Origin of the sequence: Tetragenococcus koreensis (genome assembly GCF_003795145.1) — a bacterium.
Classification (GTDB): Bacteria; Bacillota; Bacilli; order Lactobacillales; family Enterococcaceae; genus Tetragenococcus; species Tetragenococcus koreensis.
In genome coordinates this window covers 2,668,003-2,687,009 of record NZ_CP027786.1, presented here as the reverse complement: position 1 = coordinate 2,687,009, position 19,007 = coordinate 2,668,003, and the positions used below count along the sequence as shown (strand labels likewise).

The window sequence follows — 19,007 nt, the reverse complement described above, 5'->3', positions numbered from 1 at the left end:
CACTCTAATGAAAACACGTGTGAAAAAATCATTAGTGACGGTTTCATTATAACTAGCCGTCCATTGGTTGTCTAATATTTACACTTCTGTTTAGTAAGTTCACGCCTTTTAGCTTTTGTGAAGTTGTGCTATAGTAATTACAAATGTTGTAGAGGAGGCATTTTTGTGGAAGATCATTCCAATTATTTAACAAAACAGTTCATTTTTTTATTAGCAGCGACTTGCGGAATTGTTGTCGCTAATATGTATTATATCCAACCCATCGGCACTCAGGTCGCTGAAAGTTTTCAGGCAAGTACCAGTGCAATCGGTAGTGTCACAATGTTAACCCAGTTAGGCTACGCTTTAGGTTTACTGTTGATTGTTCCTTTAGGTGATATTTTAAATAAACGACGACTCATTATTACAATGGCCGCCTTATCATCCTTATCGTTGTTAGGCGCTTTTTTTGCGCCAAATTTCCAACTATTTATTTTTTCAGCTTTTATCATTGGCTTACTTTCTGTTGTCCCACAAATTATCATTCCTTACGGCGCTGTCTTAGCTGGACCTGAAAAACGTGGACAAGTGATGGGCAAACTTTTAAGTGGTCTGTTAGTGGGGATTTTATTATCGCGTACCTTTTCTGGCATCATCGCTAGCATTTTACCTTGGCGTTCGGTTTATTTAATTGCTCCCATTGCGATCATTCTATTAACGATCTTACTCACGATCAAGATGCCAAAGGATACAACCGCAAACACAAAACTTTCTTATTCAGCTTCATTAAAAAGTATCCCATTATTGGTTAAAAGCCAAAAAGTGTTACGCGAAGCTGCTGTTTCTGGTTTCTTCATGTTTGGTACCTTTTCTATTTTTTGGTCCACGCTGATTTTTTACATCAGCAGTCCAGTTTATAATTGGGGAACATTTGCAGCCGGTGTGTTAGCTGTTTTTGGGCTATCAGGTGCATTAGCCGCTCCTATTGTAGGAAAGTTATCTGATCAATATGCACAACGTACGATTGTATGGATAGGTCTTCTCATGCAAACAAGTAGTTTTATTATCTTACACTTTTTTGCTACTCACATTTTTCCGTTGGTTCTTTCGATTGTATTATTAGACGTAGGCAACCAATTTGGTCAAGTAGCTAATCAAACGCGCGTACAAAATTTAGGCGAACAAGTTAGCAATCGGAATAATACAGTTTTTATGTTTTCTTATTTCATTGGTGGTGCGGTGGGTTCTTTTTTAGGTACCACAATGTGGGGAGCCGCTGGTTGGACCGGCGTCACTTTAATCGCTTTGCTCTTTCAAGCTTTAGCAATTATTTTCCACTTATTTGTCTTTCGGAAACAAGATTAATGAAAAAAGCCCAAACGATCCACTTTAAATGTGAAATCGTTCGGGTTTCTTTTTATAAAAGGAGCTTATAAACGCTGTTACGCCAAAGCGCCCATCGGATCCCATGGTGCTAAAACTGTGGGTTCTTTTTCATAAGCAGCTAGTTGTTCGTCTGTTAGTAAGTCTTTTCTAACAACGATTTGATAAGTATATTCGTCCATCCAAGCATCGCTTGCCACGAAAAATCCTTTATCACCAACTTTATCGCCCCAGCTGTTTTCGACTTTCCATTTGGTTGATTTCCCATCAACGATATCTACCCCTGTTAGTACCATCGCATGAGTCATCAAGCTTTCGCCATAGTCTAAGCGTTGAGCTTTGGTCGTCGTAAAGTCGACATCAAATAATTCGTTCATGTCATAGACATCAAGTGCCATAATTCCACCTTGTCTATTAGAAGATTGACCTACATCACAACCAAACCAAACAGATTCTCCTTGTTCTAGTTGTGCAATCGCCAATTTTTTAAAACTTTCCATATCAGCATTCAAATATTTCACTTGTTTGCCGCCTACAACGTTACCTAACATTTCTACTGTATATGATTTGTTATAAGGCTTATCCTCAGTTGGGGCATTGATAATGCTGACATAGTTATCTAAATCAACGCCGACGTACTTGTCATAGAAAGATTTAGGCGTTAAATCACGATCAATATGGTATTCTTTTTCTTCATCGCGATATTCAAAGTCAAAAACCGTTGGGGGTGTACCAAGTGAAATGGCTAAGAGATTATAAACTTCTTGTAACATCGTTTCTCTTTTGGTTTGAATATCACTTTCAGAAGCACCATCAGCGACTAATTGGCGTAAGGTTGCTGCATCCTTGCGTAATTTTTTATTCAAATAATTGTTTAAATCACGTGAATTAGAAGAATTACTGCTTTCAGGCATAGCTGCTTTAGGCACCACGCCGTATTTGTTAAAGAGAGAAACCATCATATCCCATTGGCCACCATCTTGTTGGGGCGTTGCTAATAAAAAGGCTACCTTACGGCTAGTTACTTCCTGATCTGCCGTTGCCAAAATATTTTCATAAAAGTAATTTGATTTTTCATATTTATCCCAGAAGTTCGTATAGTTTTGGGATAATTCAAAATCCTTCAGGTCAAAGTGATCCAAAATTTTATGGCGAAAAGTGTTCAGCGCCGCAAACATCCAGCAACGGCCAGATTGTTTTTGGTTAGCCACGTTTCCGGTTTTCAAATCAATTGAAAATACAGGTACATTGTTCGATTGAGCTGCTAGATTTTCAGCCGAATTAGAAATCCCATTTTTGGTCACGGCATTTTGTACTACTTGTTGCTTTTTATTGTCTTTGAAATCTGCAGCAAATTTTGCTGTCAGTTCATTTTTTATTTCAGCCATACTTTCATCTCCTTTTAAAACTTACCTAATCATTCTACGCCATCCTTTTAACAAAGACAACTAGGAGCCATTATAAGATGGGTCTCCTTTTTTCTTATTGCCTAAAAAATACTGTTCAATTTTGTTATAAACTTTTCCAACCGGTTCACTCGCTAACACGGTTGTCAATAAAATGCTGGCCAAAGCCAAAGCAATAAAACCTGGGAATCCTAAGTTTACACTTTCTAGATCAAAGGCTCGCATTCCTCTAATAAAGAAACCATGCAAAAGATAGGCGATTAATGTATATTTCCCTTCTTTGGTATAACTTGTTTCTCGGGTCGGGACCAAAGAAAAGAAGGCTAACATGCCAATAATTGCCAACATAAAGGTGACAATCCGCACTAAAAAGCCCCATTCTGGAAAATTCAAAAAGTCATCATACGGCTTCGAGCCAAAAAACATATATTTATTAACTTCGTTCAAATAATTGACTAACAAATATATAGCAGCAAAGCCCAATGCAAATAGCTTTTTATATTTAAAATTCTTAAACCGTTCAACAAAATCTTTAGGGAGATAATAACCTATAATAAAAAAAGGTAAGAAAACAGCTGTACGCTGTAAAGTGAGCTCTCTGCCGATAAAAGGCGTATAACCTACTAATAAACTAATCAATATGCTAATCGTAATTCCTGCTTTTGCTGGTACTTTCCTGAAAAAATACAAGGAAATTTGCCAAAAAAAGGAACTAATTAAAAACCATAATGACCAGTTGGGTACATCAAGTTGAAAGGTAAAATGTTCTTCTGCTCCACTTAGCCGATTAAACAACGAATAGGCCCATTGGAAAAATATATACGGTACAATAAATTTTTGAAAATTAATTGCTACTGATTCCTTTTTTTGTGGATCAAATGATTTAGCGAAAAAACCTGAAATGAAAATAAAAGCCGGCATGTGAAAAGCAAAGATCGTAAAATATAAATCATGACTCCACTGCGCGTTTTCAATAAAAGGCTGCATCATATGCCCAAAGACAACTAAGATCATTAGTAAGAATTTTGCATTGTCAAAATAAGGATCCCGTTTCTTCTTTGCCATGTAACTCAATCACCAACTTTTCTACAGTCTATTTGTAAATATATTATACCTGAAAATTGTTGCAATTTAGTTGCATTTTTACGAAAAAAAAACAACATTTTTTTTACCTTGTAACATTTAATTAAACGCGGAGTAAAAAAATAACGTCCAAAAACTGGACGCTTACCATTGAATACTCCGGCAGTAGGACTCGAACCTACGACATCATGATTAACAGTCATGCGCTACTACCAACTGAGCTATGCCGGAATAATTATACGATGAATATAACAAATTAATTTTAAAACCGCAAGCTGTAATTTTTTTGAATTTACCCATTTTACGTAAAAGATCGTGCAATCTATGTTATTTTATTGGTTTTTCCTTTTGAACAATTATTAGGGGCTACTTTTGCGAAAATAAGACACACAAATAGCACGCACAAAATAATGTGCGTTTTTTAAAAATATTCAATGAACGCTTCACACAGCGAGCGCGAGTTGATGAGCCCTGGGCCGTTTTTTCACCCTTTTATAGGCTTGAATCCCCGTCGAATCAAATCGAAGGATCTCGGCCAGCCCTCGAATGAAGCGGTACAGCTTCAAGCGGATCTTTTGGTCCGAGAACGTGGCTTTGGCACGATGAAGCACTTGTTTGACATAGCACGTTTCTTTTTCTAATAATAGGCTATGATGCCCGATCAAATAACTCACGAAACAATGGATCAAGCGTAAGCTATTGAGGTGGAGCGTACGTACTTTCTCTAAGTGGTATTCTTGTTTTTGGACCCGAAAATTTTCTTCAATCCGCCAACGCGTTATATAAGCTTTGACGATCGTTAGGACGTCTTCTTTGTTCTTAATGGGGTGATTGGTCAATAATTTCATGGGTTTTTGACCGTAGCCGTAGACGACCACCATATTTAAGGGAACTTTCGGTAAACAGGGAAGTTCTACGGGAATATGAGAGACTTTCAACGCATAGTTTTTGCCTTTAATGGTCGAAGAAAACGCGATTTTCCCTTTTCTTCTTAACGCTAAGTTAGGCACCTTGATCCGTTTATTCTGATACTTTAGGTAGCGCTTATCTTGGAGCCGAACGATAAAGGAAGCGTCTTGCTTGTGCATAAATGTGAACATATCGTTACTATCGTACCCACGATCCATAACGAGCGTATAGGGTTTTTCTTGAAATAAATGCTTCACCAGGTTTAATCCTTTATAGGTTTCCACATTGGTACTGTCAAAATATTCTTCCGCAGCCGAAAACAAATGGGAATAAATCGGGATTGGATGTTTCGTCCTGGGGGAGGCAATGGCGATATTGGCTGACATATACCCTTTTTCTATGCCATCACGCGAGCCGTCATGAACACGAGCGAGCGCTTCAAATTGTTCGCCGAAAGGCTTCGTGATATCGGAGTTATCGACGATGACCAGCATATCTTCCTGCAAATGAGGTTGAATGGTTTGTAAATAATTTTGGTGCAAGGGATGAAAATCGTCAAAATCCGCCCCACGACGGGACAAACGTTTCACGGTATAAAGAAGACGCGTATCCTCTTCTAAAGCGCGTGCGATATCAGATAGGAGCGGGGACTGGCTTTTGACCATGCCAAAAATCATATCGAATATAAATTTTTGATCCGGTTTGGCCAATCCTTGCGCGAGTTTCTGGGAAAATTGAAAAAAATCTCGTTTTACTTGATAAATATCGGTCGGATTCATGGTATAATACACCTAGCCTTTCGTTATTTATGGTTTGTTTTGGTGCAACTTAATAATACCATAGCGGAAGGCTTTTTGTGTCCACAGATTGGCCTTGTGGATAAAGAAAAACCGCGCCGTTGCCCAGTTTCCCACTGGGGATAACGGCGCAGTTTTCTTTTATTGGATAGGCCCTTCAGATTTTGGGTAAATTCAAATAACGCCGTATTGGCTCTTTGTCAAAAAAAAAACTTACAATCTAAGCCCTTCTAAGCTTGACTATCCGAATAAAAAAGCTGTTCCATGCGTTGCATACTTAATTCATGCCCGACAAAGTAAACAGTATTTCCCGCACTTAATTTGGCATAGGGGCCAGGTGAAAGCAGTAATTCAGTATCTGTTTGAATTCCTACAATGGTTGCGCCTGTTATTTGCCAAATATTCAAATCTGTCACGCTTTCTTCTAAATGCTGGGCTTTTTCTGTCAACTTTAATTCAAAAGGAACAAAGGTCGAAATATCATGCACTTTTTTCGTTTGATTAACAAGAGACTTCAATGATTCAGAAAAATGATTTAATTCCTCTCTTTGGCGCTGAACACTTTCTAAAAGATCTTGCCGAATTTCTTGAATCGATTGTACATTTTTATATTTTTCCACAAAAATTTTCGCATTTTCTCTGGAAGCGACAAAGGTGCCGCTGCCTTGTTGGACTTCCATAATTTCCAGATCGACCAAGACGTTGATTGCCTTGCGGGCTGTTTCAGAAGAGGTATTAAAATTGCTTGCTAAAGTCGAACGTGCATGGATCTTTTGACCTACTTTATATCGATCTTCAACGATTCGTTCCGCAATATCTACAGCGATTTGCTGGTAACGTGGTAAAGTTACTCGTTTAGACGACTCTAAATTTTTTTCCATAAGCCCTATCTCCCAGTTTTCCAATTGTATTTTGCGAAAGAAATAATAACATAATCGTTAAAAAGAAAGCAAGAAACTCCTGTGTAACAATTAAAACGAGTCGAACACTAGCCATTATTTAGCTAGCATCCGACTCGTTTTGTGAAAGAACGTCAGTAAAGTAGAAACATTATATTGTATATCTCATTTAATGCCACTCTCCATGCATACGATAAATTTCATCTAAACTAGTAATATCTAAAATCAGTGAATGTTTTAAATCTAAATTTTCAATTTCTTCCATATCTTCATTCGTTAATGTAAAGTCATCCACTTGGAAGTTTTCTTCAATTCTTTCTGGGTGGACCGATTTTGGAATTGTGATCACGCCTTTTTCTCTAAACCACCGAATAATCACTTGTGCAGCGCTCTTCCCATATTTTTTACCGATATTCACTAGTACCTCATTAGTAAAAATGCCATTTTTTCCCTCAGCAAAAGGCCCCCAAGCCATCGTTTTTATATCATATTTTCCCATGACTTTACGCAATTCTTGCTGCTGGTTAAAAGGATGCATTTCTACTTGATTAACCGCTGGGACAATTTCATGACTAAGAATTAAATCCACCAAACGATCTTCTAAAAAATTACATACGCCAATGGCATTAATTTTTCCAGCTTTATATAGTTCTTCCATAGCGCGCCAAGTTCCATGATAATCGCCAAGTGGCATATGAATTAAATACAAGTCCAAATAATCTGTCTGTAATTTTTTTAGCGTTTGTTCAAAAGATTGCAACGTTTTTTTATATCCATCATAAGAAATCCATGCTTTTGAGGTAATAAATATTTCCTCACGTTTAATACCACTACGTTTAATAGCATTGCCAACGGCTTCTTCGTTTTCATATGCAACTGCCGTATCAATTAAACGGTAGCCTGTTTTTAAAGCATGGAGTACACTTTCTTCACATTGATTTAAATCATCCATTTAAAACACGCCAAAACCTAAAAGGCCGCTTCGCAGTTTTTTATTTTACTTTCATAATTATTGATTTTCCCTTTTAATCTGGTTACTGTTTCATTTATTTGTGTTTGTTTTTCTATTAATTTTTCATATTCTTCAATAAGAATTTGCTTTCTTTCTTGTAGCGTTCCATCTCCTTGCTGATAAAGCTGTGTATACCTGCTTAAAGAGTCAATGGAAAGTCCTGAGTCACGCATACATTTAATAAATTCTATCCAATTCAGGTCGTCAATCGAATATTCTCTTATACCAGAGTCTGTGCGTTTAATTGGTGGTAATAGACCTTGTCGTTCATAATACCTCAATGTGGCTGGTGTTACCTTATTTTTAGCAGCAACTTCTGAAATATTCATAAAAATTCTCCTTTTGCTTTATTATCAACCGACAGTCAAAGTTATGTATTGTTGCAGTTGAAAAAAGCTTCTTGTTGGTCACTTCCTTCAACTGTTTATTGAGTTTAAGAAAAACCTACAACATTATGCGGAACATAAGGTTCTTCCAAATACTTTACATCCTCTACTGGCAATTGGAAATCTACTGCTTCTACAGCCGTTTCCACGTTTTTTATTTTTGTTGCGCCAACGATTGGAGCAGCAAGATTTTCTTTTTGTAATAACCAGGCTAAAGCAACTTGTGCCCTACTTACCTGATGTTTTTCAGCTACTTCTGCCACACGTTGAATAATGATTTGATCTTTTTTGGCAGAGGGATCATATTTTTCTTTTTGAGCGGGGTCCGTCTCTCTTCTTAATGTTGTTTCTTCAATCGGTTTGACCAGTCTTCCTGAAGCCATAGGACTATAAGGCGTTAATCCAATCCCTTGGTCTAAACAGTAAGGAATCATTTCTCGTTCTTCTTCACGGTACATTAGGTTCAAATGATTTTGCATCGAAATAAATTGGGTCCAACCATTTTTTTCAGCCACACTGTTCGCTTTTTGAAATTGGTAAGCGTGCATTGCCGAAGCTCCAATATACCGCGCTTTACCGGATTTAACCACATCATGCAAAGCTTCCATTGTTTCTTCAATCGGCGTATTGTAATCCCAACGATGGATAATATATAAATCAACATAATCCGTTTGCAAACGCTGTAGGCTTTGATCAATTTGTGACATGATTGCCTTTCTTGAAAGACCTTGTCCATTAGGACCATCAAACATTTTTTGATGCACTTTCGTCGCTAGCACAATCTTGTCACGTTGAGCAAAATCCTTTAACGCTTTTCCTAATATTCGTTCACTTTCACCTAAAGAATAAACATTAGCTGTATCAAAAAAATTAATACCTAACTCTAAAGCTCGTTTAATAATTGGGCGACTATCTTCTTCTTCAAGCACCCATTTGTGGATCCAATTTTTTGGATCGCCAAAACTCATAGCTCCTAAGCAAATTCTTGAAACATCCAGACCCGTATTACCTAATTTTACATATTCCACGTAAAGACCTCCTTTTATCGTAAGTGAAACTTACCCTAGAAAGCTCTAAACAAACTAGAGTAAAATTGATGATTATTCTTCTGTAAAAATTTCTTTCGCTAAGTTAAAGGCGGACCAAGCTTTAGGCCAACCTACATAAAAAGCTAAATGGGTAATTAATTCAACGATTTCTTCTTTCGTCACGCCGTTTTGTTTAGCCATATTTAAATGGGCTTCTAGCTGGGGAACCCCTTGTGTCATCAGACTCGCACAAGTAATCAAACTGCGATCATGAGGAGACATTTGTTGCTCTCTGTCCCATACTTCTCCAAATAGAACATCATCGTTTAATGCTGCAAATTGTGGTGCAAATTTACCTAAATTATCTCTTCCTGCTGTTTGTTTTGCCATAATTGTTTCCTCCCTTTAGTTTGTGCTATTCAAGCCAAGTCTCAATCAACGTATTTGTTTTAAAGACACCTGTCCTGTAATATGTTAGCCCTTGCATAATAACTGAATTAAAACAAGCATCTTATTGTCGAAGGTACAAAATAACCTATCATGCACGTAAGTTCATTTTACAGCCGACGATAATTAACGTCCAATACTTATAAAGTTGCACGTCATGCCTAAAAAGCATTTTTCACTTTCTTAATAAAAATATCAGTCGTTGGTGATAAAGTCGTATTTTTCCTCCATGCTAATACACAATTTGTTTTAATTTCGGGTACTAATGGTAAAAATTTCAAAGAATCTGGTTGTCTAGGTGAAATAGCTCCTTCCATCGCTAAAGCAAGACCAATTCCATTTTCTACCAACGAGAATACGTTGAAAATCAAATTATAAGTTCCTATAATATTTAACTTTACTTCCAGCCCTGTCCAGGAATAAATCATTTTCTGCACATCAAATCGAAAGGGACTGATGATAGGCAACCCGACTAATTCTTCTGAATGAATTTCTGATTTGCTTGCTAAAAAAGAGCTCCTCGAAACAAGCAGACCCCAGCGTTCTTTTTTGGGCAAAATGACTTTATCATATTTTTCTGTAGAAATAGGCTCAGACATAAGACTACATCTAATAATCCCTTATCTAAACGATCAAGGATATTATCTCCTGTACCACTATAAATATTGAACGTTACCTGTGGGTGCTCGGCTAACATTTCTTCTAAAAATGTAGCCAGTGTATCTGAGTTTTCCGCTTCAACTGCGCCTATAGATAGCTGTCCGCTTAACAATTCTTGTGATTTGTTTTGAAATTCTTGTTCGGTTTTATCATTTAGTATAAGGATCTCTTCAGCGCGACTTTTTAAGATTTTTCCAGCTTCAGTTAAGAAAACTTTTCTATTTTTTCTAATGAATAAATCCGTTTCAAGTTCTTCTTCTAGTTCTCTCATTTGTCTACTAAGCGTTGGTTGCGTAATATGAAGCACTTTTGCTGCTTGTGTAATACTTTTTTCTTCAATAATAGTCAGAAAATATCTAAGCTTTCTTATTTCCACAGTTTAAACCCTCCTGTATCCTACTTGAACATTCATATTGATTTTATACTTATTTTACTTTTATGGAAAATTATAACTATGGTATTAAGTAAAGATTAGCCATTCAATGGTTCTCTTCTATACTTAAGGTTCGGTTAATTATATTTGAACGAGTTCGCAGTACTTCTAATTTCTCCACGACAAGTTTAGCTTACCCGTTAAAGTGGACTTTAAGTCAAATATTATTGAGTTAATTTCAATGTTACTATTTCTATACAGCCTTTATTTTCCCTTCTCTTTATACAATAGACAAAAAAAGAACTGATACTAAATTGCTGTACCAGTCCTTTTCAACGATTATTTATTAAAAAATGTACTACCTCGTCTAAATTAATAACGCAATCTTGCGCTTATTTTTACGTTTTCAGGCATTTGTTCTTCTGGCAGGATATAAACATTACCATCAGTATTGAACACGAAATTCACTAATTGGTAAAGATAATCAGTACGTTCATTATCTTGATAAGCACCATTTTCATCAATCGAACCGGTTGGTGTGTATCCTTCTTCAACAATTAATTCTTCTATTTGCCCTTGCATAGCGCTTAATGCCAAGTCTTGCGGGATATCATCAATCCGATATTCTGGCGTTGTTTCAACAAAACGATCGATTAATTCGTCTTCTTGTTTTTGAATGATCTCTTCTTCTTTTTCCTTGATTTTTTCTTGAATTTGATCATCATGAAGTTGTGAAGCAGATTCTTCAATGTTTTCTTCTAATAAGAAATTATTTTCTGATACTTCACGAAAAGCTGTTTGGTTTTCTTTTACCCCAAATAAGATAAGTGGAAAACCTGTTTTGTCTGAATAATTCCGTTCAACATATCTATCAACAGTATTAAAATAATGTTTTAGATCATATTGTTTTTCAAAGATACTGTCATTATGCTCAGAGTTAAATTCTCCAGAGCCTGCTTCAGAAGTATCATTAGAACCAAAATCACCTTTTGTACCAGTTGAGTCAGCGCCCAACGCGGCATCTTGTGTAGCGGAAGTGTCTTCATCGTTTTCTTTTAGATCAATTTCAAATAACTGACCCCCACTTTTTTCAAGCAAACGAATGCCCTCTTGATTTAAAAGCAGTACATGATAGCTTCTAACATATTGGTAATTTTTGATTAATGGCACTATGTTAGGACGATGATCAAACGTCACTTCATTGACGGGTGGAACATCCACATGGTAATAATAAGCATTGTCTGTTGTGATATATAGGATCAATCCACCATCTGAGTCAACTAATTGATCTTCGTATTCACGAACATTTTCCACTTGATCTATTAATGTCAAAGTTTCCTTACGGTCAAAAACATCCGACTGTTTGAGATTATTGGAAGCTTCATCTAAAAGGTTCCTTAATTGTACAGTATCTTTTTCAGAGGATACATCCGTTACATGCAGTGGCATCGATAAAGTAATCACTGCCTTTTTCTCAAAATCCAATACTTCATTTGGAAAAGTAACTAATTTTTGTATATTAATAGTTTGCCTTCTTTCAGTAAATATTTGTTATAAAAACACTAATTTCACTTTAGTATATTTTTTTAGTTTTGTAAAATAAAAGCCTTTGAAACAGCTAAGTAAGTTATCATTGCTTTATTTATCAAGCATTTAATCCTCTAAAACTAACACGACTATTTGCTTGGCATCGCTAAAAACTAACCAAGGATAAAAATTATGATAATATGGAAAATTTCCTACTTAGGTAAAAAGAGCAGTCACTCTAAATTAACGTGACTGCTCAAAAATTAATAACTGTCCATTTTAACTTTTGCTAAATTTCTTATAAACTACACTTATTCATCGCGTAATTTTTCATTCGGATAAATGATCGTTTTAAGTGAATCTGACTTACCGGTACGCGTCCGTTCAAAAGCGTCGGTTACTTCATCTAGACTATAGAAATCTGTAAGCAAGCGGTTGGCTAGTTCCATTTGGCCATGTAAAATCTCAATCGCTAATGGATAAGTATTCGCATATCGGAATACGCCAAAAATTTGTGGTTCATTGGTAGTCATAAAGGTAATGTCTAGCGGTGTTGTATCTTGGGCAGGCATGCCAATGTAAGCAATTTTGCCCCCTGGTTTAAGCGTCAATAAAGCGTCACTTTCAGCACCATTATTACCAGAAGCTTCCATGACATAATCCACACCTTCGCCATCTGTAAACGATTTAACTTCTTCTTTGACATCTTTTTTAGTGACATCAATTGTATGTGCAGCACCAAATTCTTTGGCCATTGCTAGGCGACTCTCTTCCGCATCGCTGATGATAATGTCTCCAGCGTTGAAAGCTTTAGCAGCAAGGATCGACAACAAACCAACTGGGCCTGCGCCAGAGATAAACACTGTTTTTCCTGGTTGGATATCCATCAATTGGGCAGCGTGAACGCTCACAGAAAAAGGTTCACTTAATGACCCTACTTCATAAGACATATCGTCAGGAATAGGATAAACAAAATCTGCAGGATAGGTAATATATTGCGTCAAATCACCGTCTACTGGCGGTGTAGCCATAAATTCCATATCTGGACACAAATTATAACGACCTGTGCGGCAATATTCACACTTCCCGCATGGAATTCCTGGTTCAATAGCGACGCGATCCCCTACTTTAAAATCTTGGACCTCATTTCCTACAGCGACAATTTGTCCAGCGCTTTCGTGACCCATAATTAAAGGTGCTTCAAGGACAAAATTGCCAATTCGACCAGTATCATAATAATGAACATCCGAACCGCAAATGCCCACAGCCATTATTTTGATCATCACGTCGGTGGGTTCCATCTTTTTGATCGGTGTATCTTTTACTTCTAAATCAAAAACTTTTTGCAACACAGCACTTCTAGTAGTGGTTGGTAATGTTTTTTCTTCGCTTGTCATAAACAATTCCTCCTCGTAAACAAATAATTTTATATTTGTAAGCAATTACATATTAACATAGCTATATTTATGTGTAAACGTGCACAATATTATTTAATCTACGAAAAAGAGAGCCATTATAAAAAATGTACGCTTTTCATTCTTTGAAAAGCACACATTTTCTTAGTATTAAACTTCTACCCTTTCAGCAGAAACTTTGGCATTCTTGCGATTCAACATCAAAGTTAATACTAATGTAATTGCAGCAAGAACTGCACCACCGGGACCCAAAGCTTGCATACCAAAATTTTGTCCAATTTGTCCGCCTAAAGCAGAACCTATCGCAATCCCGATATTAGAGAAAATCGAATTAAAGGAAGAAGCTAACACCATCGATTGAGGAAACTCTTTTTCAGCAATTCCTAAAATATGCAACTGAATAGGAGAATTAATTAAATACATGGTCAAACCTAAAAGCATTAAGTCAAGAAAACCTAACCAGCGAATATTTAAGAGTAAGGGCAAAAACCCTAATATGAAAATTTCGGCAATATAAACCTTAGGCATCGTTAATAATCCACGTTTTTCGGCGATTTTTCCGCTCAATTGATTACTTAAAAGTGACATGAAACCATAAGCAGTAAAAGCTAAGGTAATTAAAGAAGGCGCGATGTTTAATTCAGTAGAAAAAATAGGACGTAAATAAGTGTAAACAACATAGATCCCAGCTAAACTAAACATCGTTAAGAAAACACTTAATTGAATCCGTCGATCTTTAAAAATTGCTAATTGATCAGAAATTCGGTTGGAATCTGAAGTCGATTGTCGAAGATCACCTGGAAGACTTATTTTAATAAAAAACAACAGAATAAAACTAAGCACCGTGATTAAATAAAATGCAGAACGCCATCCAAATTGCGTACTTAGCAAGGTACCCAAAGGAACACCAAAAACAGAAGCAATGCTAAAACCAGAAAATATCCAAGCAACTAGCCAAGCACGTTTTTCTAAAGGCGCTAGATAGGTACCAAAAGCCATAATCACAGAAATCCCTGAGCCAGAAACAATCGCGACTACCACACGAGAAATGGTTAAAATAGTGTAAGTTGGAGCTAGAGCTGTGACTAAATTTCCTATGGTAAAAATGCCCATTAATAAGAGCAAAACATTTAGTAACCGTCGTTGTCCGATGAAAGTAGTGACGATGGGTGTGCTAATGGCGTAAGCTAAAGCAAAAATCGTTACCAGATAACCGGCAGTAGATACATCAACGGCAAAAGATGCTGCTACATCATCTAAAATACCGACAATAATAAATTCACTAAAACCTAACAGAAAAGAAACTAAAATTAAGATGAAACTTTGAACTTTAAACTTTTGCATGGGAAAACACCTCGTTCATTAAATTGTTTTAAAGTAATAATAGTGGCTTGGTATATACAAGCCATTAAATTTTTTCAGGTGTTTTCCCAGCTTTGGTTTGCATTTTTCTCCCCATTCCAAAATCCAAGTCACTATTATCACTCCTTTACTTTTATTATTTGAAAATACCTGTAAAAAGACACCGAGATAGTGTAGCAAGATCGTTGTGCCTAGTCAATGCATTTGTTTGAAAAAGAAAAAATACTAATGAAAAATTGCTGTCGATTTTTCTTATTAGTATTTTCAGCTTTCTGATTGTGTTTTCAATAAAGTTTATTCATTTTTGCAAACCATTAGTTAGAAATCCTTCTGGTTAACTCGTTCTTTTTATAGTTTAGTGGTGATTCTCCGGTTTTATTCTTAAAAAAATGAGAAAAATAATTTTCGTCAGTGTAGCCAAGCAAGTTCGCAATTTCTTTGATTTTTTTATTCGTATTGAGTAATAAAAGTTTTGCTTCGCCTATCCGTCTATTATTAATATAATTAATTGGTGAAACTTGGTAACTCTCGAAAAATAGATGAGAAAGGTAATAAGTGCTTATGTTGAACTCCTTAGCAATATCTTTTAATTGTAATTCTTTTTTGTAATTTTCATCTAAATATTTTTTAATTAATTGGCTATTAATGGGTTCAAATTTATTTTTTCTTTCGTTTCGAAAAGATACACGGTGAATGAGGTGGATAATTGTACTTAATTGTGCGGAGCAAATCGATTCAAAACCTTCTTTTTTATCTGAAAATTCTTTATAAATTAAAGAGACCAGTGTTTCAATTGTAGGAAAATACTTTCCCATATTCATTTTTGGATTACATTTGATCGGAAGGATGGTATTGTCTTCTAATTCTTTTATTTTCAAAGATCGAATACCAAAATAAATAAATTCAATGGGAGACTGGGCGTTGGAAAATTCTTCATGTAACGTTTTAGAATTGTAAATGATCACATCTCCTCTTTCTACATAATGGATTTTGTCGTTAATGATCATCCTTCCTTTTCCATTTAAGATAATAACTAATTCGCAGTGATTACAATGTTCGTGTAATGGGAAAGTCCATTGGGGGCTATTGGCTACTGTTCCTAAATAATCTAATTGGGGCTCTTTTATTATCTCCATTTTTAAACTCCTCTCACTTAGATAATACACAAATCATAAAACGATTTATTAAAAAACTCAAGACGGAATCGCAATATCTATCATCTTTTTATGTATTTTGCCAAAATAAAGCATGTACTTTATAGTTAAATTAGGACTACACTAAGATTAGTTGAGATATATTTGTATAAATTACTAACAAATGCATCAACATTTTAATAAGCTAACTTTGAAAGGAGATGGGAGTATGTCAAATTCACTTGAAGATAAGGTCATTGTTATCACTGGCGCTGCTTCAGGCTTTGGCAAAGCTTCAGCTATTCGTGCCGCTCAAGAAGGCGCTAGAGCACTTGCTTTAATCGATAAAGATGATTTAACAGAAACTGCAAAAGAAATTGGTTCATATGGCACAGAAACACTATCTTTCTCACATACAGATGTTACCGACGAAAAACAAATAAAAATCGCTTTTCGAGCTGTCGGAGACGCCTATCAAACAATAGATGTTGTTTATTCCAATGCCGGCATACTAGGTCGTGTTTCTCCGATCGAAGATTTTGCGGAAAACGATTGGACTAAAACCATTAACACAAATATCAATGGTGGGTTTCATGTCGTACAAGCAGCCATTCCTTATATGAAGGAAAACGGCGGTAGTATTATCGTCACTGCTTCAGTTAGTGGTGTTCGTCAATTTTCCCAATTAGGCTTTACAGCTTATAGTACGTCAAAAGCGGCGATTACTGCATTTGCTAGAATGGCAGCTTATGAGCTTTCGCAATATAATATCCGAGTAAATAGTATTAATCCAGGGGCTTCTGAAACCAATATTTTTGATTCCGGTAGTTTTTCAGAACAATTAGATAAATTAACGCCAGTTCACGAAGTACCTGAGTTAGCCATCCCACTTGGGGAAAAGAAAAATCAAGCAGATGCGATCGCAAATACCTTCGCATTTTTAGCCTCAGATGCAGCAAAGCGTATAACAGGAGCGCAAATTGTGGTTGATGGCGGCGAAACACTATTAAAAGGATAAGTTAAAATAAAAATTTGCATTTATAAGGAGAGTATTTATGGCTTACACAGTAGAACTTGGCAATACAGGCTTAGAAATTAATCCGATTGGAATAGGAACAAACGCCATTGGCGGGCATAACCTTTATCCAAATCTTGATGAAGAACAAAACAAACAATTATTAAAAGATGCGATTAATAAAGGATTCAATTTTATCGATACAGCTTTTTACTATGGTTTTGGACGGTCAGAAGAACTTATTGGACAAGTGGTTAGTGAAATGGGTAACCGAGAAGATTTAGTCATCGCGACTAAAGCCGCTCATAGGAAAGAAAATGGCGATTATGTGTTAGATAATAGTCCAGCATTTATAAGAGAAGCTGTTGATGTGGCTTTAAAAAGACTGCAAACAGACTATATCGATTTATTTTATCTACATTATCCTGATGAAAACACACCTAAGGATGAAGCCATTGCGACGTTGAAAGAATTAAAAGAGCAAGGAAAAATCAAAGCGATTGGTGTTTCAAACTTTACCCTCGATCAACTCAAGGAAGCCAATAAAAATGGCGGCATCGATGTATTCCAAGGACAATATAGTCTTCTTCATCGTGAAGCTGAAGATGAACTCTTCCCTTATCTAAAAGAAAACGGCATTACTTTTATCCCTTATTTCCCACTGGCAAGTGGTTTATTAGCAGGAAAATACAGTGAAGAAGACACCTTTGATGATTTAAGAGCGGGTTCTGAAGATTTTCAAGGAGAAAATTTCAAGCAAAACTTAATCAAAGTCGACGAATTACGTCCAATTGCCCAAAAACACCAAGTCGATGTTGCCAATGTTGTTCTAGCTTTCTATTTAAACCTTCCAGTGATAGATGCAATTATCCCTGGAGCGAAACGTCCAGAACAACTGGATTCGAACCTTCAAACAATGAATGTAAACTTAACAGAAGCAGATATTGAGAAAATCAATGCTGTTTTTAATTAAATAAATTTTTTAAGGAGTGTTTTAAATATGGCGAGTATTACACGCGGCATTGATCATATTGGAATGACCGTTCCTGACATTGAAGAAGCAACAAAATTTTTCAAAGATGCCTTTGACGCTAAAATTTCTTATGATAATAAAAAATTAGGTGATGAACCTATGAAAGGCGCCGATGTTGAGCAAAAATTAGGCGTTAGGCCCGGCGCACAAGTTATCCACGTTCGTATGTTAGCCTTTGACAACGGAGCTAGCATTGAGCTTTTCAACTACCAAAATACAGAACAAAAAGAACCAGTAATTGCCTCTGATATAGGGATCCAGCACTTTGGCTTTTATGTCGATGATATGCAACAAGCAGCTAAAAGATTTGTTGACGCAGGTGGAGAATTATTGTCAGAGCCTGGCGGCATATTAGGAGACGCAGAAGAAGGCAGCGGAGAATTTGTTTACGGTCATCTGCCTTGGGGAACCTTAATCGAACTTATAAGTTATGACCAAGACAAAATCAATTATCCAAGCGATAGCGAAGCTAGAAGATTTACACCATAAGGAATTTTTGAACAAAATCAAAAAAAGGCTTATAATTAAATTGTAAAAATTATTATCAATCATTAGGAGTGTGTTAGAAATGACAAAAATTGCAGTACTTGTAGGTTCTTTACGCAAAGAATCTTATAGCCGTAAAGTAGCAAAAAATGTAATGGGATTATTCCCAGAAGGCTATGATCCAGAAATAATTTCTATTAGAGACTTACCTTTGTATGATCAAGATTTAGATGATGAGAATACGCCGCCTAAAGAATGGACAACTTTTCGGGAAAAAGTAAAACAATGTGACGCAGTTTTATTCGTCACACCAGAATATAACCGTTCTGTTCCTGGAGTTTTGAAAAATGCCATTGATGTTGGTTCTCGCCCGATGGCAGATAGCGTATGGAAGAAAAAACCAGCAGGTATTATTAGTAACTCTCCTAAAAACCTAAGCGGGTTCGGTGCTAACCATCATTTGCGCCAATCTCTAGTATTTCTTGATATGCCAATTGTGCAACAACCAGAAGTTTATCTGGCAAATATCACAACCTTATTAGATGAAAATGGTAAAATTAATAATGAAGGAACGATTCAGTTTCTACAAACCTTTGTCGATGCCTTTATCGATTTAATTGGTAAATATAAATAAGTTTAGCTCAATAAAAAGCGCCGCGTCTTTTAAGTTGACG

Annotated in this window: 17 protein-coding genes, 1 tRNA gene and 1 pseudogene; 5 read left to right on the top strand and 14 right to left on the bottom strand. The window is 36.2% G+C overall.

Annotated elements, in window-relative coordinates:
- Positions 1-165 precede the first annotated feature (165 nt).
- The gene (locus C7K43_RS12890; protein WP_226996678.1) at positions 166-1,344 is read left to right on the top strand and encodes an MFS transporter; all 1,179 of its coding nucleotides are present in this window, start codon (positions 166-168) and stop codon (positions 1,342-1,344) included.
- Positions 1,345-1,421: 77 nt separating this feature from the next.
- Here C7K43_RS12890 and C7K43_RS12885 read toward each other — a convergent pair whose 3' ends face one another.
- From C7K43_RS12885 to C7K43_RS12820, 14 genes and pseudogenes are all read right to left on the bottom strand, one after another.
- Positions 1,422-2,750, bottom strand: coding sequence for a C1 family peptidase (locus C7K43_RS12885; RefSeq protein ID WP_124007168.1), 1,329 nt, complete (start codon positions 2,748-2,750; stop codon positions 1,422-1,424).
- A gap of 60 nt (positions 2,751-2,810) precedes the next feature.
- Entirely contained in the window at positions 2,811-3,833 is a 1,023-nt protein-coding gene (locus C7K43_RS12880) for an acyltransferase family protein (RefSeq protein ID WP_124007167.1), read from the bottom strand.
- A 175-nt stretch (positions 3,834-4,008) separates the two neighbouring features.
- A tRNA-Asn gene (locus C7K43_RS12875) sits at positions 4,009-4,082 on the bottom strand.
- Positions 4,083-4,294: 212 nt separating this feature from the next.
- Complete coding sequence (locus tag C7K43_RS12870) at positions 4,295-5,539, bottom strand: transposase (RefSeq protein ID WP_124006266.1); 1,245 nt, start codon at positions 5,537-5,539, stop codon at positions 4,295-4,297.
- A gap of 248 nt (positions 5,540-5,787) precedes the next feature.
- Positions 5,788-6,438 (bottom strand): GntR family transcriptional regulator, encoded by a 651-nt coding sequence (locus C7K43_RS12865; protein ID WP_124007166.1) that lies wholly within the window; start codon positions 6,436-6,438, stop codon positions 5,788-5,790.
- A 187-nt stretch (positions 6,439-6,625) separates the two neighbouring features.
- Positions 6,626-7,408, bottom strand: a complete 783-nt coding sequence (locus tag C7K43_RS12860) for an aldo/keto reductase (RefSeq protein ID WP_124007165.1) — start codon at positions 7,406-7,408, stop codon at positions 6,626-6,628.
- 17 nt (positions 7,409-7,425) lie between these two features.
- Positions 7,426-7,797, bottom strand: a complete 372-nt coding sequence (locus C7K43_RS12855; protein WP_124007164.1) for a MerR family transcriptional regulator — start codon at positions 7,795-7,797, stop codon at positions 7,426-7,428.
- 104 nt (positions 7,798-7,901) lie between these two features.
- On the bottom strand, positions 7,902-8,882 hold the full coding sequence (locus tag C7K43_RS12850; RefSeq protein WP_124007163.1) for an aldo/keto reductase: 981 nt from the start codon (positions 8,880-8,882) through the stop codon (positions 7,902-7,904).
- Between the two features lie 72 nt (positions 8,883-8,954).
- Positions 8,955-9,272: a carboxymuconolactone decarboxylase family protein gene (locus C7K43_RS12845; protein WP_124007162.1), complete on the bottom strand. Its 318-nt coding sequence runs from the start codon at positions 9,270-9,272 to the stop codon at positions 8,955-8,957.
- Between the two features lie 218 nt (positions 9,273-9,490).
- Positions 9,491-10,365 (bottom strand): annotated as a pseudogene (locus C7K43_RS12840) (LysR family transcriptional regulator).
- A 369-nt stretch (positions 10,366-10,734) separates the two neighbouring features.
- Positions 10,735-11,826, bottom strand: coding sequence for a baeRF6 domain-containing protein (locus C7K43_RS12835; protein ID WP_124007161.1), 1,092 nt, complete (start codon positions 11,824-11,826; stop codon positions 10,735-10,737).
- 374 nt (positions 11,827-12,200) lie between these two features.
- Positions 12,201-13,286, bottom strand: a complete 1,086-nt coding sequence (locus tag C7K43_RS12830) for an NAD(P)-dependent alcohol dehydrogenase (RefSeq protein WP_124007160.1) — start codon at positions 13,284-13,286, stop codon at positions 12,201-12,203.
- A gap of 168 nt (positions 13,287-13,454) precedes the next feature.
- Positions 13,455-14,648 carry an MFS transporter gene (locus C7K43_RS12825; RefSeq protein WP_124007159.1) on the bottom strand — a complete coding sequence of 398 codons (1,194 nt, stop codon included), beginning with the start codon at positions 14,646-14,648 and terminating at the stop codon, positions 13,455-13,457.
- A 332-nt stretch (positions 14,649-14,980) separates the two neighbouring features.
- Positions 14,981-15,802, bottom strand: coding sequence for an AraC family transcriptional regulator (locus C7K43_RS12820; protein WP_124007158.1), 822 nt, complete (start codon positions 15,800-15,802; stop codon positions 14,981-14,983).
- Between the two features lie 226 nt (positions 15,803-16,028).
- On the opposite strand from C7K43_RS12820, the gene C7K43_RS12815 reads away from it, so the two are divergent.
- The 4 genes from C7K43_RS12815 (at position 16,029) to C7K43_RS12800 (ending at position 18,967) form a co-directional block, all read left to right on the top strand.
- The gene (locus tag C7K43_RS12815; RefSeq protein WP_157977757.1) at positions 16,029-16,817 is read left to right on the top strand and encodes an SDR family NAD(P)-dependent oxidoreductase; all 789 of its coding nucleotides are present in this window, start codon (positions 16,029-16,031) and stop codon (positions 16,815-16,817) included.
- Positions 16,818-16,854: 37 nt separating this feature from the next.
- Complete coding sequence (locus tag C7K43_RS12810; RefSeq protein ID WP_124007156.1) at positions 16,855-17,787, top strand: aldo/keto reductase; 933 nt, start codon at positions 16,855-16,857, stop codon at positions 17,785-17,787.
- Positions 17,788-17,814: 27 nt separating this feature from the next.
- Positions 17,815-18,336, top strand: a complete 522-nt coding sequence (locus C7K43_RS12805; protein ID WP_124007155.1) for a VOC family protein — start codon at positions 17,815-17,817, stop codon at positions 18,334-18,336.
- A gap of 79 nt (positions 18,337-18,415) precedes the next feature.
- Positions 18,416-18,967: an NADPH-dependent FMN reductase gene (locus C7K43_RS12800; protein ID WP_124007154.1), complete on the top strand. Its 552-nt coding sequence runs from the start codon at positions 18,416-18,418 to the stop codon at positions 18,965-18,967.
- Positions 18,968-19,007 lie beyond the last annotated feature (40 nt).